The sequence below is a fragment of the Sphaerisporangium album genome (assembly GCF_003323745.1).
In the GTDB taxonomy this organism is placed as follows: domain Bacteria; phylum Actinomycetota; class Actinomycetes; order Streptosporangiales; family Streptosporangiaceae; genus Sphaerisporangium; species Sphaerisporangium album.
This window is the reverse complement of the sequence record NZ_QOIL01000002.1, coordinates 367634-385469: the sequence shown is the minus strand read 5'-3', so window position 1 is coordinate 385469 and position 17836 is coordinate 367634. Positions and strand designations below refer to the sequence as shown.

Here is a 17836-nt window from a genome sequence, read left to right as displayed (position 1 = left end):
CCCCGAATCGCCTGAGGTGGGCGGGGGTATTAGGCTTTGCCGTCGATCATCGCCGTCGAGCCTTGTGCGGAGAAATACGATGCCGCTTGTCCCTGGTCCATGGAGGCGGACGGGCCTGTTGCTCGCCTGGGCGGCCGGGGTCGTCGTCAGCGCGGGCGGGGCCGTGGTCGTGAGCGGCGCCGCGGTCGGCGCCGGGAGCCCCGGCCCGCCGCACCCCGCCGCCTCGCCCGGCGTGCCCGCCGGCACCCCGGGCCCCTCGCCCTTCCCGGTCGCGGACGGCGTGCCGCTCGACGTCACCGGCGACCCCTCCGAGGACGACGACGAGCCCTTCGACGAGCTGTCGGACCGCAGGCGGCACCGGGGCTCCCGCGAGGAGGCGTTACGGCCGGACGAGGTCGAGGTGCCCCGGGCGGCGAAGGGCGCGTACGCGCTCGTGCATGGCGTCGCCCGGCCGCCGAAGGGCCGCGAGGGGCGGCTCGTCCGGTACATGGTGGAGGTCGAGAAGGGCCTTCCGTTCGACCCGGAGGAGTTCGCGGCCCAGGTGCACGAGACGCTCAACGACCCACGCGGATGGGGCGCGGGTGGCCGGATGCGGTTCAAGCGGGTCGACCGCGGCCCGGTGCGGTTCCGCGTGTCCCTGTCCAGCCCCGCGTTCACCGACCGGCAGTGCCTGCCGCTGCGCACCCTGGGCGAGGTGTCCTGCTGGAACGGACGCCGCTCGGTGATCAACGCGCGGCGCTGGGCGATGGGCACGCCGGGGTACCGGGGGAACCTGCCCCTCTACCGGCAGTACGTGATCAGCCACGAGGTCGGCCACGCGCTCGGCCACGGGCACGAGAACTGCCCCTCCCCGCGCGGCCTCGCCCCCGTGATGACCCAGCAGACCATCTCCCTGCAGGGCTGCCGGCCGAACCCCTGGCCGTTCCCCCACGCCGCCAAGCGCGAGCGCCGGCCGTAGCCCCGCTCGCCCTCGGGCGGGGCGTTCGCCGGGGGGGGGATCACGCCCCGCCGCCGGCGAAGCGAGCGCGGAGCTCGTTCTTGCGCACCTTGCCGAGCTCGTTGCGGGGGAGCACGTCCACGCATTCCAGGCGGGTCGGCAGATACCACTCGGTCATGCCCGTCCGGGCGAGGTGCTCCCGGAGCGCGCCGAGGTCGGGGGCGGGGCCGTCGGGCACGACGACGGCGCACACGGTCTCCGCCCCGGTCCCGTGCTCGCCGCAGCCGATGACGGCCACGTCGGCGACGGCGGGGTGGCGCAGCAGCTCGTCCTCGACCTCCAGCACCGGGATCGGGTGCGGGCTTCCGACGCGGTCGGCCGCGCGGGACAGGTACGTCAGGCCGCCGCGCCCGTCCTCGCGGACCAGGTCGCCGGTGTCGAACCAGCCGTCGGTGTCGTCCGGGGTCCAGGTCGTGCGCAGGTCGCGCAGCGCGAAGGTGCCCACGCACACCGACGGGCCGCGCACCTGGAGGCGGGACGCCTCACCTCCGGGGCCCGGCAGCAGGCGGACCTCGCGGCCGGGCGCGGGACGGCCGATGCTGTGCCCCGGCCAGTCCGGCGGGTCGCCGGGCGCGGTGATGGTCACGCCTCCGGTCTCGGTCATGCCGAAGCCGTTGACGAGCCCGGGACACAGCAATTCCCGGACCGGCGCGACCAGAGAGGGGTGCAGCGGCGCGGCAGAGCTGGTCACCACGCGCAGGCACGGCAGCGGACGGCGGCGTCCGCGCTGCGCGGCGACCAGGTGCCTCAGCATCTCCGGCGCCGCGAGGAAGTGGGTGACGCGATGGCGGGACATCAGGTCGAGCCAGACGTCCGGGTCGCGGGTGTCGGCGAACACGGAGGTGGTCCGCGTCACCAGGGGCAGCAGCACGTCGGTCCGCATCCCCACCGAGTGGGTCAGGTTGGCGGGCGTGGCGACCCGCGGGTCGGGGACGTCGCGGAGCCCCCGCTGCCGGGGCCGGGCGGAGGCGTACTGCGTGTTCGGGGTGTGCAGGACGCCCTTGACCTCTCCGGTGGTCCCCGACGTGAAGAGCACCACGGACACCTCGTCCGGATTCCTCCCCTCGCCCCGGTGGTCCCCGAGACAGCCGGCGTCCGCGGGCGCGTCGCCGCCGAGCAGGTCGCCGAAGGGGACGGTCCCGGCGGGTCCGTCCGCGCCTATGGTCACGCGGTGGCGCAGGCCCGGCAGGCGGCCGGCCGTCGCGGCCAGGCGCTCGGCGGGGCGTCGTCCGTCCCATTCCGCGACGGCCACGCAGACGCGGGCCTCGGTGCCGGACAGGATCAGCTCCATCTCGCGCGCGCCGAGCGTCATCATCAGCGGCACGGAGATCGCGCCCACGTTCAGGCACGCGAGGTTCAGCGCCGCGGTCTCCCACCAGTTGGGGAGCTGGAACGCGACCGCGTCCCCCGGCTCGACCCCGAGGCCGCGCAGCCCCTCCGAGAGCCGGGTCACGTACCCGGCGAGCGCGCCGTAGGTGAGGCTGACCTCCCTCCGCTCCGCGTGGCGCCAGGTGACGAACGCCGTCTTCTCCGGCGACTCCGCCGCCGCGGCCCGCAGGTCGTCGGCGAAGGTCTCCCCGCGCCACCAGCCTTCCGCGTAGTACTTCTCGGCTCGCTCCCCCATCGGCGGCTTCAGCGCCGCGATCAACTCCCGCATGCCGGCCTCCTCGCCCTCGCCGCGTCATCGGACCGCCGTGTGGTCGTCGGCGCGGATCGGACGCAGGGTCAGCACGCGGTGGCGGCGGCGGCTGGCCATGCGCTGGAAGGACGCGGTGTCGTTGAGGCGGGGAAAGGGCTCCCCGGGGACGGGGTCGCCGAGGAAGTCGCAGAGCGGGCCCCAGCCCTGGCACACGTTGTACACCAGCAGGCGGTCGGGCGGGACCTCCGCCATCACGTGGGCGATGTGCCAGTCGAACACGTCGACGGCGTACGCCTCGTCGTCGAAGCGGCCGCCGAAGGTGCCCTGCCAGATCACCCGCTCGCACAGCCGGCGCCGGTGGCGCAGCGCGGCGCTGGCACGGTCCTCCAGCCGCATGGCGAGGCCCGCCCATCCCGGCTGGCGGTGGCTGGACCGGTAGATCGTCTCGTGCACGCTCGCGTACCACCGGTGCGGGTCGCGCACGGTGAGGACGACCCGCGCCTCGGGGTAGGCGGACACCAGGTCCTCCCAGAAGTAGCACGACGGCCAGTCGACCGTGGCGCGGTACCCGCCGAGGACGTCCTCCCAGGCCGTCGGCGCGCCGCGCACGGCCGCCTCCCACGCGCCGATGCGGGCGAGGTCGCCGTCGAGCGACGCCATGTGGTGGCAGGGACCGTGACCGAGACGCTCCAGGGCCGTCTTGAGCGAGTACGTACCTGTTCGTCCCATGCCGGCTCCGATGACTTCCAGCATGTGACCTCCCGTGCGGAGATGCCGACGGCAGGGGTGGCGGGGCCGGAGGCGACGATCACCCCTGCCTTGACCGGACCCGCGTCCTGACCGGCGGGCCGAGGGCGACCGGCTCCCGGGAATCCGCCTTCGGCCTCCGGCGGCGATCGGCGGACGGCGCGATCAGCCCTTCAACCCAGCCTGACATGCGCGCCGGACCTCGGGACGGCCGGGGGTCCGGCGCGCCCCGATACTCCTTGACACGCCGGATGACAAGAATGTCATTCATGCTCAAGATCCCGTACTCTGACCGTCGTGTCGAAGGGGTCCTTGAGGCGCGGAAGGCCGGTCCGGGCGGGCCTGGCGGGGTCGGCGGCGGGCTTCGCGGCCGCGACCGCGCTCGTCACGCTCATGACGCTCGTCCTGACGCCCGCCTCCATCGCGCCGGCGCGCGCCGAGTCCACGAAGACCGAGACGACGCCGGGCGGGGGCACGCCCGCCGGTCCCCCGGGGCCGCCTTCCCGGCAGCGGGACTTCGAGGCGGCGGCCGGCAGGTACGGCGTGCCGGTGACCGTCCTGCTGGGCGTCTCCTACCTGGAGTCCCGCTGGGACGCCAACCAGGGCCTGCCCAGCGTCACCGCCGGATACGGGCCGATGCACCTCACCGACGCCCGCACGGCCCTTTCCGGCGCCGTCCCGCACCACGGCGACGGCGCCGAAGATCCGCGCGGCGACGACTCCCGTCCGTCCGGGCCCCCGCTCCCGTCGGCGGACCCGGCCCCGGAGCAGGACCCCCGGTCGCGGACCGCCGAGGAGGCCGCCCGGCTCACCGGCATCCCCGTGGCGCAGCTGACCCAGGACCCGGCCGCGAACGTGCTCGGCGGCGCCGCCCTGCTCGCCCAGTACCAGAAGGACCTCCAGGCCCCGCCGAGCGCCGACCCCGCCGACTGGTACGGCGCCGTGGCGCGCTACTCGGGCGCCGAGGACGACCTGACCGCCCGCCAGTTCGCCGACGAGGTGTTCTCCCTGCTCAAGGAGGGGGCGAGCCGGGTCACCGACGACGGTTTCGAGGTTTCGCTGCCGGCCTCGCCGGAGATCGCCCCGCGTATGGAGCAAGTGGAGCGCCTGGGGTTGCGCGCGGCCGAGGCCAAGAACGTCGAGTGCCCGAAGCGGCTCGCCTGCGAGTGGCTCCCCGCGCCCTACCAGCTCCTTCCTGGCGCTCCCGGCTCGTACGGCAACCACGACCTGTCGGACCGGCCGCGCAACCAGAAGATCGAGTACATCGTCGTCCACGACACCGAGGAGACCTACGACCGGACGCTGCGGCTGGTGGCCGACCCGGCGTACGTGAGCTGGCACTACACGATCCGCTCGGCCGACGGGCACATCGCGCAGCATGTCCGCGCCCGTGACGTCGCCTGGCACGCCGGCAACTGGTACGTCAACGCCAAGTCGATCGGCATCGAGCACGAGGGGTTCCTGGCGAAGGCCGGTGCCTGGTACACCGAGGCGATGTACCGCAGCTCGGCCCGGCTGGTGCGCTTTCTCGCGAAAAGGTACGACATCCCGCTGGACAGGGCGCACATCCTCGGCCACGACAACGTGCCGGGCACCACGCCTGCGACGGTCGCGGGCATGCACGTGGACCCGGGGCCGTACTGGGACTGGGGCCACTATTTCGAGCTGCTGGGCCGCCCGTTCCACCCCACGGCGGGCGCGCGCGGCGGGCTCGTGACGATCAGCACCGACTACGCCTCCTACCGCCTGCGCTACACCGGCTGCGACAAACCGGGCGTGGACTGCCCGCCGCACGGCTCGGCGTCGGTGCGCCTGCACATCGAGCCCAGCGAGGACGCGCCGCTGGTGCGGGACATCGGGCGCAAGCCGGGCGAGTCGACGTACGACGTGTACGACCACGGGGCGCGGGCGACGACCGGCCAGCAGTTCGCCCTGGCGGGGCGGCGCGGCGACTGGACGGCCATCTGGTACCTCGGCCAGCTCGCGTGGTTCCGCAACCCGCACCACCGGCCGACGGCGGTGAACGCGTCCGGGCTGGTGGTCACGCCGAGGCGGGGACTGTCCGCCGCGCCGGTCTACGGCCGGGCGTACCCGGAGGCGGAGGCCTACCCGCCGAACGTCCCGGTGCAGCGGATCGTACCGCTGCAGTACGTGATCCCCGAGGGGCAGCGCTACTCGGTGGGGCTGGCCGTGCGCGGGGAGTACTACTACGCGGTGACGTTCGACTCGGCCACGCACACCGTCGTCCGGGGCCGCACGGTGTATTACCAGATCCAGCTCGGGCACCGCGTGGCGTACGTCATGGCCGACGACGTGGACCTGCTGCCCTCGGCGGTGAAGGGGTCGCACCGGCCGGGCCTGACCGGGGGGTGATCAGGGGGTCCCGGGTGACCTGCGGTGATCAGTAGTCGGGCAGGATGCCCTTCAGCCCGATGCTGCCCCCGTGATTCCCGGGGCCGCCGGGCCCCTCCGGTCCCTCGTGCTCGTCCGGCGTGGCCCGGACGCCCGTGAGGCGCTCGGCCAGCGCCAGGGCGGCCTCGACGCCCGCGTCCGGCCCGTCCTCGCCGTCCTCGGCGATCAGCCCCAGGTCGCGCATGTCGGCGAGGTGCCGGTCGGGCTCGGCGCCGGAGCGCGAGTCGCCGGGGAACTGGGGGTCGAAGCCCAGGATCTCCCTGCCGTCCTCGTAGTACACGAAGGTCTGGTCGAAGTCGCCGTTGCGGAAGACGCTGGCCACGGCGGTCCCCGCCGACAGCGGGCGCAGCAGCTCGTCCATCGTGCCCGCGTACCCGTTCTCCTCGATCAGCAGGGCGCCCCCGTCGGCGGGCTCCGCGCGGAGCACTCCCCCGAGGACGTCCTCGTCCTCCTCGTTCTCGTCGGTCAGCAGCTCGACGCCGATGCGCTGGAAGGCCTCCTCGGGCGTGAGACCGCGCACGAAGGTGAAGCAGAAGCCGAGGTCGCTGGTGGAGAACCAGTCGTATTCGTCCAAGGTGACACCGCTCACGTGATCTCCCGGCTGTCCGGAGTGAGCCGGCCGAGTACCGGCCGAGCCGACCGACAATTTTCGGCTCCACCGGTGGCCGGGCCATGACGGGGCCATGGAATCACCGTGACGGCGTGATGTCGCCGCCGTGCTGTCCTCTGAACCGCGCGAAAGCACCAACATAAGGCGCGAAACGGGTCAATTCACGTCGGCGTAAATAACGGAGTAATGCCGCATCCCCCGCCACCGCGCGCCGGCGTCCCGCCTGAGGCGGGACGCCGGGGCGCCGTGGCCGTCAGTCGTTGAGGTGCTGGCGGAGGTAGGAGTCGACCTGGTCCAGGGCGATGCGCTTCTGGGCCATCGAGTCGCGCTCGCGGATCGTCACGGCCTGGTCTTCGAGGGTGTCGAAGTCGATCGTGATGCAGAACGGCGTGCCGATCTCGTCCTGCCGGCGGTAGCGGCGGCCGATGGCCCCGGCGTCGTCGAACTCGACGTTCCAGCGGCGGCGCAGCTGGGCGGCGAGGTCACGGGCCTTCGGCGAGAGGTCGGCGTTGCGCGACAGCGGCAGGACGGCGGCCTTGACCGGCGCGAGGCGGTGGTCGAGGCGCATCACCGTGCGCTGCTCCATGACGCCCTTGGCGTTCGGGGCCTCGTCCACCGTGTACGCGTCGATCATGAAGGTCAGCGCGCAGCGGTCGACGCCGGCTGCCGGCTCGATGACGTACGGCACGTAGCGCTCGCCGGAGTCCTGCTCGAAGAACGACAGGTCGGTGCCGGAGGCCGCGGCGTGGGTGCTGAGGTCGAAGTCGGTGCGGTTGGCCACGCCTTCGAGCTCACCCCACTCGGAACCGGTGAAGTTGAAGCGGTACTCGATGTCGACGGTGCGCTTGGAGTAGTGCGACAGCTTGTCCTTCGGGTGCTCGTACAGCCGCAGGTTGTCGCGGTCGATGCCGAGGCCGACGTACCACTGGTAGCGCTCGTCGATCCAGTACTGGTGCCACTCCTCGTCCGAGCCCGGCTTGACGAAGAACTCCATCTCCATCTGCTCGAACTCGCGGGTGCGGAAGATGAAGTTGCCCGGCGTGATCTCGTTGCGGAAGGACTTGCCGATCTGGCCGATGCCGAACGGGATCTTCTTGCGCGAGGACTGCTGGACGTTGAGGTAGTTGATGAAGATGCCCTGCGCCGTCTCGGGCCGCAGGTAGGCCAGGCCCGACTCGTCCTCGACCGCGCCGAGGTAGGTCTTGAGCAGGCCGTTGAACATGCGCGGCGCGGTGAAGGCGCCCTTGGTGCCGCAGTTGGGGCACGTCAGGTCGGCCAGGCCGTTCTCGGGGGCCTTGCCGCCGTGCTTCTCGGCGTAGGCCTCTTCGAGGTGGTCGGCGCGGAAGCGCTTGTGGCAGGACTGGCACTCGGTCAGCGGGTCGACGAACTCCTTGACGTGGCCGCTCGCCTCCCACACCTCGCGGGCGAGGATCACCGAGGAGTCGAGGCCGACGACGTCGTCGCGGCCCTGGACCATGGACTTCCACCACTCGCGCTTGACGTTGTTCTTGAGCTCGACGCCGAGCGGACCGTAGTCCCAGGACGCGCGCAGACCTCCGTAGATCTCGCTCGACGGGTACACGAGGCCCCGGCGTTTGGCGAGGCTGACGATCGTGTCCATGATGTCGGTACGGCGGGCCATCAAGAATCTCCATCCGGCTGGCGGTCGGGGTTGGGTCGAGACGATCACAGGGCGCGTCACCTGCTCGATCAGCACCAAGCTTAGGGGAACCCACGACGCGACCCGCCCACAGTTCCTATGGCCGCCTCCGGCGCGGCGGTTCGGGGCGCCTATGAGTCGGCGTTCTTCCACGGTTGCGGGGCCTTTGAGCCGGTGCGCGGACTGGGTCAGGGGTTGCTGACCAGTATTTCGAAGGCGCTGGGCTCGTTGATCATCAGGCTCATCGTGGGGTACATCTGCATGCGGGCCGCCGACAGGGCGCGCCGGTAGAAGCCGGCGCCGTCCCACTCGGTGACGACCGCCCAGAGGTTCGGCTCGTCCACCGACCTGCCGATGTGCCCGCTCCGATAGCCGGCCTGCGCGGCCAGGACGTCCAAAATGAGCCTGGCGCTGAGCGCGAACTCCTCGGCGCGCGCCTCCGGGACCGAGTACCTGATGACCGCGAACATGCCGTTCAGCATGCCAGCACACACCGGGTGCCGTGGCGGGGTCCGGCCCCGTTAGGCTCGAACAGTGGCCGACAAGCACGAACCCGCCGACTCCTCAGGGTCCTCCCCAGGCTCGCCGCGGCGCTCCGTTCCCGCGCATCCGCTCGCCCGGCGTCCGGCCGGGGGCGCGAAGGGCGGCGCGGGCCGTCCGGGCGCGCAGAGACCGCTGCCCCGCGGAGAGCACTTCGTCACGCCGGGCGCCACGGGGGTGCGCCGCGCGGTCGAGGTCAAGAGCGCGACCCCGCTCGTCTACCTGTACGGGCTGCCGCGCTGGATCCTCCCCGTCGTCCTCGTCGTGCTGTTGCTGGTGGCCCTCGCCCTGCCCGACTGGCGGGGCGGGATCGCCGCGCTGCCGGTGCTCGGCTTCGTGGGCTGGCTGGCGTACATGTCGTGGCCGTCGCTCGGGCCGTGGGCCCGATTCCTGCGGGTGGCGCTGGCGACCTTTCTGATCCTGCTGGCCGCGGAGCGTTTCGGCCTGATCTTTTAATCCCTTATGGGTTATTTGGGGCGACGGCGGGCGGTTTTGACAACGGTTTTCATTCTGCCGCATACTCGTCAGTGTGTCGTCCTTTTCGTCCGAATACCGCCGACCCCTAGGTCCCACGCGCCTCCACCGGGTCGCCGCCGCCCTCGCGGGCGTCGGCGCGCTCCTCGCCACGGCGGCGTGCTCCAGGGGCGTGACCGCCTCGGCGGAGGAGTCGGGGGGCAGGCCCACGGTCCTCGCCGCGTTCTATCCGCTGGAATGGATCTCCAGCAAGGTCGGCGGGCCCGACGCGCGGGTCACCGGTCTCACCCAGCCCGGCGTCGAGCCGCACGATCTTGAGCTGACTCCGCGCCAGATCGCCGGCATCGAGGACGCCGACCTGATCGTCTACATCAAGGGAGTCCAGCCCGCGGTGGACGAGGCCGTCCAGGAGCACGCCGCGGACAAGGCGTTCGACGTCGCGTCCATGGTCGCCACGATCCCGGCCACCGCCGAGCAGCGCGCCGAGCAGTCCGGGGAGCCGCACGACTACGACCCGCACGTCTGGCTCGACCCCGCGCGTCTCGCCACCGCCGTCACCAAGCTCGGCGAGCGGCTCGGCCGCGCCGACGGCGCGCACGCCGCGGCGTACGCCTCCCGGGCCACGTCGGCGGCCGGCGAGCTGACCGCGCTGGACGCCGAGTTCCAGCGGTCGCTCGCGGGGTGCCGCAACCGCACACTGGTGACCAGCCACACCGCGTTCGGCTACCTCGCGGACCGCTACAAGCTCAAGCAGGTCGGCATCAGCGGCATCGACCCGGACGCCGAGCCCTCCCCCGCCCGCCTCGCCGAGGTGGCCGGCACCGCCCGCAGGGAAGGGGTGACCACCATCTTCACCGAGGAGCTCGTCAGCCCCAAGGTCGCCGAGGTCCTCGCCGGGGAGGTCGGGGCCAGGACGGCGGTGCTCGACCCGATCGAGAGCCGTCCCTCCGGGGGCGACTACCTGTCCGCCGCGCGCGCCAACCTCTCCGCGCTCCGTACCGCACTTGGATGCCCATGACCCGATCAGCACAGGCGACCGGCGTGGCGCCGCGGCAGGCGGCCACCTCGGCCGCGTTCGCGATGACCGAGGGCCGGGTCGCGCTCGACGGCCGTCCCGTGCTGCGGGGCATCGACCTTCGCGTGACCACCGGCGAGGTCGTCGCGGTGCTCGGGGCCAACGGCTCGGGCAAGTCCACGCTGATCCGCGCCCTGCTCGGCCTGGCCCCGCTGTCGGGCGGCTCCACCGAGCTGTACGGCGTTCCGCCGGCCCGGTTCCGCGACTGGTGGCGCATCGGCTACGTCCCGCAGCGCCTCTCGGTCGGCGGCGGCGTGCCCGCGACCGTCCGCGAGGTCGTCGCCTCCGGGCGGATCGCCCGCCAGAGCCGCCTGCGCCGCGCCGGGGCCGCCGACCGCGCCGCCGTCGCCATGGCCCTGGAGGCGGTGGGCCTCACGTCCCGCGCGGGCGACCCGGTCGGGTGGCTCTCGGGCGGCCAGCAGCAGCGGGTGCTGATCGCCCGCGCGCTCGCCGGCGATCCGGACACCTTCGTCATGGACGAGCCGACGGCGGGCGTCGACGCCGAGAGCCAGCGCCACCTCGCCGACACCCTCGCCGCCCTGGTCGAACGGGGGAAGACCGTGCTGCTGGTGGCGCACGAGCTCGGCCCGATCGCACCGCTGGTCACGCGGGCGGTGGTCCTGCGCGACGGGGTGGTCGTCCACGACGGCGCGCCCCCGGACGGCGACGGCCACGCCTACGAGCCGTGGCCGGGGTCCCGCCAATGATCGAGATGCTGCAGTACGACTTCATGTGGCGGGCGCTGGCCGCCGCGCTGCTGGTGGGCCTGTCCGCGCCCGCCGTGGGCACCTTCATCGTCCAGCGGCGCCTGGCCCTGCTGGGGGACGGCATCGGCCACGTCGCCCTCACCGGCGTGGCCCTCGGCTTCCTCACCGGCACCGCCCCGGTGCTCACCGCCGTCGTGGTGGCGGTCCTCGGGGCCGTCGCGATCGAGCTGGTCCGCGCGCGGGGCCGCACGACGGGGGACGTGGCGCTGGCGCTGCTGTTCTACGGCGGCATCGCGGGCGGCGTGCTGCTCATCGGGCTCGCCCCCGGGGGCAGCAACTCCACCCTCACCTCCTACCTGTTCGGCTCGATCAGCAGCGTGAGCACGCAGGACGTGTGGGTGATCGCGGTGCTGGCCGTCTTCGTGCTCGGCGTGGTGGCGGTCTTCGGCCGCGAGCTGTTCGTGCTGTGCCAGGACGAGGAGGTCGCCCGGGTCAACGGGCTGCCGGTGCGTTTCCTCAGCCTGCTGATCGCGGTCACCGCCGCGCTCACCGTCGTGATCGCCATGCGGGTGGTCGGGCTGCTGCTCGTCAGCGCCCTGATGGTGGTGCCGGTGGCGACCAGCCAGCAGGTCACCCGCGGCTTCGTGACCACCATGCTGCTGGCGATGAGCCTCGGCGTGGCGGCGACGGTCGGCGGGCTGACGTCCGCGTTCTACGCGGGTGTGGCGCCTGGGGCGGCGATCGTTCTTCTGGCGCTCGGCGGGTTCGTCCTCACCCTGGGCGTGGGTAGATTCGTACGGCGGGGCCGCGCACGTGAGGCGGGCCCGTGACCGCGCCTACGCCGTGCGAAGGAGCGCAGCCCTTGACGAGCCGCCGTGAAGCCGTACGGGACGTCCTCGTCCAGAGCGAGGGGTTCCGCAGCGCGCAGGACATCTACGCCGAGCTGCGCGCCGGCGGGGCCAAGATCGGCCTCACCACCGTGTACCGCGCGCTCCAGTCGCTGGCCGACGCGGGGCAGGTGGACGTGCTGCGCACCGACGACGGCGAGTCGGTCTACCGGGCCTGCGCCACCGGCACCCACCACCATCACCTGGTCTGCCGCCGCTGCGGGCACACGGTCGAGGTCGCCGGGCCCGCCGTCGAGCGGTGGGCGGAGGCCGTGGGCGCCGAGCACGGCTTCACGTCGATCACGCACACCGTCGAGGTCTTCGGGACCTGCGGGTCCTGCGCGTCGGTCGCCTCGGCGGGCTGATCGCCGCCGGGGGACGGGATACCCTTCCGGGAAGGGGAACCGGAGGACGGCCCGGCCGTTCCTCGCCCCACAGCCTCGCGCGCGGCCGGTCCGCGCCCCGTCCGAGGGGAAGCACATGCCGTTAAGCCATGACATGCTGCTCTCGCTCACGGCCGTCGCCGACCTGATCAACTCCGCGCCCGAGACCGGCGGCCCCGACTGGCTCACCGACGTCGCCGGGCTGGAGGCCTACCTCACGCGTCACCGGGTGAGCGGCATCGAGACCGTCGCGGCGGCCGACCTCACGCAGGTACGCGCCCTGCGGGCCACCTTCCACGAGCTGTTCGCCTCGCCCGACGCCGCCACGGCCGTCCGGCGGCTGAACGTCCTGCTGGACCGCACGCCGATCACCGCCCACCTCACCGAGCACGACGACTTCCCCCTGCACGTGCACTACTTCGCGCCGGGGTCCTCGGTGGCCGACCACCTGGCGGCCGACTTCGGGGTCGCGCTCGCCCACCTGCTCGTCGAGGGCGAATGGGAGCGCCTGCGCACCTGCGCCGCCCCGGACTGCGACAAGGTCTTCATGGACGAGTCCCGCAACCGCTCCCGCGTCTACTGCGACAGCCGCACCTGCGGCAACCGCATGCACGTCGCCGCCTACAGGGCCCGCAGACGCGCCTGAGGCTCAGACGGGGTTGGGGACGGCGCCGCCGTACCTCCGGTCGCGCTTGGCGTAGATCTCGCAGGCCTGCCACAGGTCGCGGCGGTCGAAGTCGGGCCAGAGCTGGTTCAGGAAGACCATCTCGGCGTACGCGGACTGCCAGAGCAGGAAGTTGGACGTGCGCTGCTCGCCCGAGGAACGCACGAAGAGGTCGACGTCGGGGATCTCCGGCTCGTCGAGGTAGCGGGCGAACGTGCGCTCGGTGACCTTGGATGCCTTGACGCGCCCGGCGGCGATGTCCTCGGCGAGGCGGACGGCGGCGTCGACGATCTCGGCCCTGCCGCCGTAGTTCACGCAGAACTGCAGGGTCAGCGTGCTGTTGCCCCGCGTCATCCGCTCGGCCTCCTGGAGCTCGCCGATGACGCTCTTCCACAGCCGCCCGGGCCGCCCGGCCCAGCGCACCCGCACGCCCATGGCGTTCAGCTCGTCCCTGCGTCTGCGGATCACCTCGCGGTTGAAGCCCATGAGGAACCGCACCTCGTCGGGCGAGCGCCGCCAGTTCTCGGTAGAGAAGGCGTAGGCGGACAGGTTGGGGATGCCGAGCTCGATAGCCCCCTCGATCACGTCGAACAGCGACGCCTCCCCCGCCCGGTGCCCTTCCGTGCGCGGCAGCCCCCGAGCCTTGGCCCAGCGCCCGTTGCCGTCCATGACGATGGCGACGTGGCGGGGGATCAGGTCGCGCGGGATGTTCGGGGGCACGGCTCCCGAGGGATGGGGGGAGGGCGGGCGGACGTTCACGATCTGCTTCTCCTGTAGGTGTCGGGAGTGCCGCCGACGACCAGGCGTCAGACGCGCTCGACGTGTCGTAGCGAGCGTATTCCGTGTTCGAGGTGCCATTGCAGGTAAGCCGCGACCAGGCCGCTGCATTCGGCGCGGTGGCGCTGCTCGGAGGCGTCGGCGGAGGCCCAGTCGCCGCGCGTGAGGGCGATCATGAGGCCGATCGTCTCGGCGGCGGGGACTGCGGCGCCGGGCGGACGGCACCCGCCGCAGACCACGCCGCCGGCGGCGATGGCGAAGGCCCTGATCGCGGGGGTCGAGCAGCGGGCGCAGGAGTCGAGCGCCGGGGCGTATCCGGCGACCGCGAGGGAGCGCAGGAAGTAGGCGTCGAGGACGAGCCTGGCCTCGTGGCCCCGGTCGGCCAGGGTGCGCAGCCCGCCGACCAGCAGCAGGAACTGCCGCAGCGCGGGTTCCTTCTCGCCCATGACCAGCCGGTCGGCGGTCTCCAGCATGGCGGTGCCCGCGGTGTAGCGCGGGTAGTCGGAGACCAGCGCCTCGCCGTACGGCCTGAGCGTCTCGACCTGGGTGACCACGTCGAGCGAGCGCCCGGTGTGGAACTGGACGTCGACGTGGGTGAAGGGCTCCAGCCGCGCGCCGAACCGGGACATGGTGCGCCGGACACCCTTGGCGACCCCGCGGACCTTGCCGGTGCGCTTGGTGAGGACCGTGACGATGCGGTCGGCCTCGCCCAGCTTCTGGGTGCGCAGCACGATGCCCTCGTCGCGGTAGAGGTTCACCCGCCCAGTCTAGAGAGGTGCGGGCACCGCGGGGCGACCTCGCCCCCGTCCGGCCGCCGGGGGATCATGGCTCGCCGGTTATAAGAAATATGGACAAATTACGTAAAACCCCTGACTATGGGTTAAACGTGATCTGACACCGCCAAGCGACGAATCGATCTCGGGTCAACCATGGATGGCATCCTCCAGGCGAACAGTCACTAAACTTTTCCCCCTGGCGACGCCCCTTCACGTCCGCCGCCGCTCCCCGCACGCTGCCTGAAAGGGTGACATGACCCGCGTGGTCCTGCTGGGCTCCTCGCCCGGCCCGATCGGTTCCCCCGAGCCGCCCGTCCCGCCCGCCCGGCTGGCGCTGACGTCGCTTCCCGGCTCCCCCACCGTCCTCGACCGGCTGTACGGCCAGGTCGCCTCCGTGGACCCCGAGCCGCTCGCCATCGCCCGCCCAGGCGACGCCGACGGCTACCGGCGGCGTCCAGGGCAGGTCGTGGAGTCCGCCGATCTCGCCGGTGACCTGCGCGCCCTGGCCGACGCCGCCGAGGGGGCGGGCGACAACCTGTTCCTGATCCCCGCGGGCGCCGTGATCCACGACGAGCTGATCTACCAGATCACCAAGGCCAAGCGCGGCGCGCTGGCCCTGGTCGCCCGGGAGCCGCGCGAGGAGGACGAGAACGGCGAGCCGATCCAGCCGGACGTCCCCATCGAGGAGGCCCGGCCCGAGATCGGCGATCGCGTCCTGGAGGGCCTGGCGGTCCGGGCGCGGGTGAGCCGCACGCGCGTCGTGTCGGTCGGCTCGGCCTACCACGCGGTCACCCGGCCGAACGCGATCCTCCTCGGCCCGCTGCACGTCCAGGCGCGTCACGCCGCCACCCTCGCCGAGGCTGCCCGCGAGCTCGCCGGCATGGCCCACCTGTTCGGTCCCGAGGACGACATCGTCCAGCTCCTGGTCCTGGGCCTGGTCCGCAGGGGCGTGTCGGTCGGCATCCGCGGCCGCAGAGACCTGTTCTACGCCCGCACCGCCTCGCAGGCCGAGGCCGACGCCGCCGTGGCCGCCATGGCGGGCTACGACGAGGACCGCGCGCGGCTGAACAACGCGGTCAAGGGCGCCGACGGCTTCTTCACCACGTTCTTCGTGAGCACCTACTCGCGCTTCATCGCCCGCTGGGCGGCCCGGCGCGGTCTCACCCCGAACCAGGTGACGATGATCTCCATCGCGCTCGGCGTGCTGTCGGCGCTGGCCTTCGCCACCGGCACGCGCCCGGGCGCGATCGCCGGCGGCCTGCTCATCTACTTCGCGTTCGTGTTCGACTGCGTGGACGGCCAGGTCGCCCGGTACGCCCGCAAGTTCGGCGTGCTGGGGGCGTGGCTGGACGCGACGTTCGACCGCGCCAAAGAGTACGTGGTGTTCGCGGGCCTCGCCGTCGGCTCGATCGTGGCGGGCCAGGGCGACGTGTGGACGCTCGCGCTGGTGGCGCTGTCGGTGCAGTCGGTGCGCCACCTGCTGGACTTCTCCTTCGGCGTGGCCAACCGGCGCAGGCCGCCCCTCCCGCTGCCGACGCTGGAGCTGACCGCCGCCGACGACCGCCCGCTGCGCGACGCGCTGGAGCAGCGCCGCACCACCCGCACCGGCGGCGTGCGCGGCCTGCTCAAGCTGTGGACGCGCGCCGGGCGGTTCCGCGCCGTCCACTGGGCACGCAAGATGATCGTCTTCCCGATCGGCGAGCGGTTCGCCGCCATCGCCGTCACCGCGGCCGTGTTCGAGCCCCGGGTCACGTTCCTGACGCTCGTGATCTGGGGCGGCATCGCCGCCGCCTACACTCTGACCGGACGTCTCATGAGGTCGCTCGCATGATCACCCACCCGCAGGCCGCCCCCGCCGTCCCCGACCCGGACGAGGAACGCCGCCGCGTCCAGACGGCCCGCCTGCTCGCCTACCGCGACGACGGCCCGCTCGTAGCGGTGCTGCGCGGCAGGATGGGCCCGGGCCTGCCCCCGGTTCCGGCCGCCCTGGCCGCGCTGCTCGCCGTCGTGGCCGTCGGCGTGACCGGCGTCCTCGGGGACGGCTCCGGGCCCGCGGCGCTGCTGCCCGTGCTCGCGATGGTCGTCCTGGTCGTCCCGACCGCGCCGCGCGACCATCTCGGCCGGTTCGACTGGCTGGTCCCGCCGCTGATCCGGGGCACCGAGTTCCTGACGATCATCCTGCTCGGCCTGGCCGCGGACACGCCCAAGTGGCTGCTGTTCGTGCTGATCTACGTGATCGGCTACCACACCTACGACACGGTGTACCGCACGCGGCAGAGCATCTGGCCCGCGCCCTGGGTGTTCCAGGCCGGCCTCGGCTGGGAGGTCCGCCTGCTGCTGCTCGGCGCGGGCGCCGCGCTCGGCGTGCTGGACTGGGTGGTGGCCGTGATGTGCGTCTACCTCGGCGTCCTGTTCGCCGTCGAGAGCGTCACGAGCTGGGTCCGCCTGGACAAGCAGGCCTCCCCCGCCCAGGCCTCCGACGACCTGGAGGCCTCCCCCGAAGAGGCCATGGAACAGGCCACGGGCGAGGCCGACAAGGCCTAGCGACGCCGTCGCCTGCCGTGAACCTCCCCGACCCGTTACAGTCCGATCTGTAGCACTTTCGAGCGGGGACGACAGGCCGGGAGCAGCGTGCCGTTATACAGGGTGAGCCGCATCGAATGGTGGACGAGGCTGAGCGGCCCCGTCCGCCTGATCGCTTCAGCCGGTGTGGGGGCGGTGACCGGCCTGCTGGTTCATGGAGTGACCTTGGTGAACGGCAGGAACCTCTTCATCATCACGGGCGGCGTCGCCGGTGTGGCGACCGCGGTGGTCATGCGCATGTACCGGCGCAGCGGACGGCTCACCGAGGTCAAGATCACCGTCCCCCAGGTGAGCGAGCTGACCTTCCTGGTCAACGACGACAGCAGGCAGACGGCCTGGAAGTTCTTCGTGGAGACGGTCTCACGGATCTCCACCCAGCCTCTGCACGACGACGAGGGCCTGGTCCGCGAGGCCATGAACTCTCTGTACGCGCTCTTCCAGAACACCCGTGAGACCCTGAAGGCCAGCCGGCCCTCCCAGCACGTACCGGGCGGGCAGAGCGTCGAGCACCTGGCGATCCACATGCTCAACGCGGAGCTGAGGCCGTTCCTCAGCCGCTGGCACCCGCGCCTGCGCGACTACGAGCAGGACCATCCCGGAGGCCGGGAGGCGGACTGGCCGGACAACGACGAGTGCCGGGCCGACCTTCGTCTCCTCCAGCGCAACATGAACGCCTACGCCGTGGGTTTCGCCAGGCTGGCCGGTGTACGCGACGCCCAGGCGATGATCAACGTCGAGGGCCGCCGGGAGACGGGGAACGACGCTTCCGCTTGACCGTTGCACCCGTCGCGTCAGGCGTTCTCACGCTGGAAGCCGCGGGTGCCCGCGGCGAGGCCGAGCCGGGCGAAGACGAGGGTCACGGCGGTGCCGGCCAGGGCCGTGGCCGAGATGTACTCGCCTATGGC

Annotated in this window: 18 protein-coding genes; 11 read left to right on the top strand and 7 right to left on the bottom strand. The window is 72.5% G+C overall.

From position 1 onward, the window contains the following. Positions 1-79: 79 nt before the first annotated feature. Positions 80-958, top strand: a complete 879-nt coding sequence (locus DQ384_RS04275; protein WP_114027337.1) for a DUF3152 domain-containing protein — start codon at positions 80-82, stop codon at positions 956-958. Positions 959-998: 40 nt separating this feature from the next. On the opposite strand, the gene DQ384_RS04270 is transcribed toward DQ384_RS04275, so the two are convergent. Next, a complete protein-coding gene (locus DQ384_RS04270; protein ID WP_114027336.1) occupies positions 999-2654 on the bottom strand; it encodes an AMP-binding protein in 1656 nt (551 codons plus the stop codon). Between the two features lie 24 nt (positions 2655-2678). Then, the gene (locus DQ384_RS04265) at positions 2679-3389 is read right to left on the bottom strand and encodes a sulfotransferase family protein (RefSeq protein ID WP_114027335.1); all 711 of its coding nucleotides are present in this window, start codon (positions 3387-3389) and stop codon (positions 2679-2681) included. A gap of 291 nt (positions 3390-3680) precedes the next feature. On the opposite strand from DQ384_RS04265, the gene DQ384_RS04260 reads away from it, so the two are divergent. Then, positions 3681-5756, top strand: a complete 2076-nt coding sequence (locus DQ384_RS04260; RefSeq protein WP_245966239.1) for an N-acetylmuramoyl-L-alanine amidase — start codon at positions 3681-3683, stop codon at positions 5754-5756. Between the two features lie 28 nt (positions 5757-5784). Here the strand turns inward: DQ384_RS04260 and DQ384_RS04255 are convergent, their stop codons facing one another. The 3 genes from DQ384_RS04255 to DQ384_RS04245 all read right to left on the bottom strand — a co-directional run bounded on the left by DQ384_RS04255 (position 5785) and on the right by DQ384_RS04245 (position 8535). Beyond that, the gene (locus DQ384_RS04255) at positions 5785-6384 is read right to left on the bottom strand and encodes a DUF6461 domain-containing protein (RefSeq protein WP_114027334.1); all 600 of its coding nucleotides are present in this window, start codon (positions 6382-6384) and stop codon (positions 5785-5787) included. A gap of 274 nt (positions 6385-6658) precedes the next feature. Continuing rightward, complete coding sequence (locus tag DQ384_RS04250; protein WP_181871018.1) at positions 6659-8047, bottom strand: glycine--tRNA ligase; 1389 nt, start codon at positions 8045-8047, stop codon at positions 6659-6661. Positions 8048-8253: 206 nt separating this feature from the next. Beyond that, positions 8254-8535 (bottom strand): antibiotic biosynthesis monooxygenase family protein, encoded by a 282-nt coding sequence (locus DQ384_RS04245; protein ID WP_114027507.1) that lies wholly within the window; start codon positions 8533-8535, stop codon positions 8254-8256. A 64-nt stretch (positions 8536-8599) separates the two neighbouring features. Between DQ384_RS04245 and DQ384_RS04240 the strand changes: the two genes are divergently transcribed. The 6 genes from DQ384_RS04240 (at position 8600) to DQ384_RS04215 (ending at position 12777) form a co-directional block, all read left to right on the top strand. Beyond that, positions 8600-9061, top strand: coding sequence for a DUF6703 family protein (locus tag DQ384_RS04240; protein WP_245966238.1), 462 nt, complete (start codon positions 8600-8602; stop codon positions 9059-9061). A gap of 73 nt (positions 9062-9134) precedes the next feature. Then, the gene (locus tag DQ384_RS04235) at positions 9135-10097 is read left to right on the top strand and encodes a metal ABC transporter substrate-binding protein (protein WP_114027333.1); all 963 of its coding nucleotides are present in this window, start codon (positions 9135-9137) and stop codon (positions 10095-10097) included. After that, positions 10094-10861: a metal ABC transporter ATP-binding protein gene (locus DQ384_RS04230; protein WP_114027332.1), complete on the top strand. Its 768-nt coding sequence runs from the start codon at positions 10094-10096 to the stop codon at positions 10859-10861. Before DQ384_RS04235 ends, DQ384_RS04230 begins: the two co-directional genes overlap by 4 nt. After that, positions 10858-11691 (top strand): metal ABC transporter permease, encoded by an 834-nt coding sequence (locus DQ384_RS04225; protein WP_114027331.1) that lies wholly within the window; start codon positions 10858-10860, stop codon positions 11689-11691. Before DQ384_RS04230 ends, DQ384_RS04225 begins: the two co-directional genes overlap by 4 nt. 32 nt (positions 11692-11723) lie before the next feature. Beyond that, positions 11724-12113 carry a Fur family transcriptional regulator gene (locus tag DQ384_RS04220; protein WP_114027330.1) on the top strand — a complete coding sequence of 130 codons (390 nt, stop codon included), beginning with the start codon at positions 11724-11726 and terminating at the stop codon, positions 12111-12113. 115 nt (positions 12114-12228) lie between these two features. Continuing rightward, positions 12229-12777: a CGNR zinc finger domain-containing protein gene (locus DQ384_RS04215; RefSeq protein ID WP_114027329.1), complete on the top strand. Its 549-nt coding sequence runs from the start codon at positions 12229-12231 to the stop codon at positions 12775-12777. A gap of 3 nt (positions 12778-12780) precedes the next feature. Here DQ384_RS04215 and DQ384_RS04210 read toward each other — a convergent pair whose 3' ends face one another. Continuing rightward, positions 12781-13554 carry an isoprenyl transferase gene (locus DQ384_RS04210; protein WP_245966237.1) on the bottom strand — a complete coding sequence of 258 codons (774 nt, stop codon included), beginning with the start codon at positions 13552-13554 and terminating at the stop codon, positions 12781-12783. A 47-nt stretch (positions 13555-13601) separates the two neighbouring features. Next, positions 13602-14330, bottom strand: a complete 729-nt coding sequence (recO, locus tag DQ384_RS04205) for a DNA repair protein RecO (RefSeq protein ID WP_114027327.1) — start codon at positions 14328-14330, stop codon at positions 13602-13604. A gap of 271 nt (positions 14331-14601) precedes the next feature. On the opposite strand from recO, the gene DQ384_RS43540 reads away from it, so the two are divergent. The 3 genes from DQ384_RS43540 to DQ384_RS04190 all read left to right on the top strand — a co-directional run bounded on the left by DQ384_RS43540 (position 14602) and on the right by DQ384_RS04190 (position 17705). After that, positions 14602-16179: a CDP-alcohol phosphatidyltransferase family protein gene (locus DQ384_RS43540; protein ID WP_114027326.1), complete on the top strand. Its 1578-nt coding sequence runs from the start codon at positions 14602-14604 to the stop codon at positions 16177-16179. Beyond that, positions 16176-16892, top strand: coding sequence for a DUF5941 domain-containing protein (locus DQ384_RS43535; protein ID WP_114027325.1), 717 nt, complete (start codon positions 16176-16178; stop codon positions 16890-16892). The genes DQ384_RS43540 and DQ384_RS43535 overlap by 4 nt, the downstream gene beginning before the upstream one ends. A 102-nt stretch (positions 16893-16994) precedes the next feature. Then, the gene (locus DQ384_RS04190) at positions 16995-17705 is read left to right on the top strand and encodes a hypothetical protein (RefSeq protein WP_220182764.1); all 711 of its coding nucleotides are present in this window, start codon (positions 16995-16997) and stop codon (positions 17703-17705) included. Positions 17706-17836: the final 131 nt, after the last annotated feature.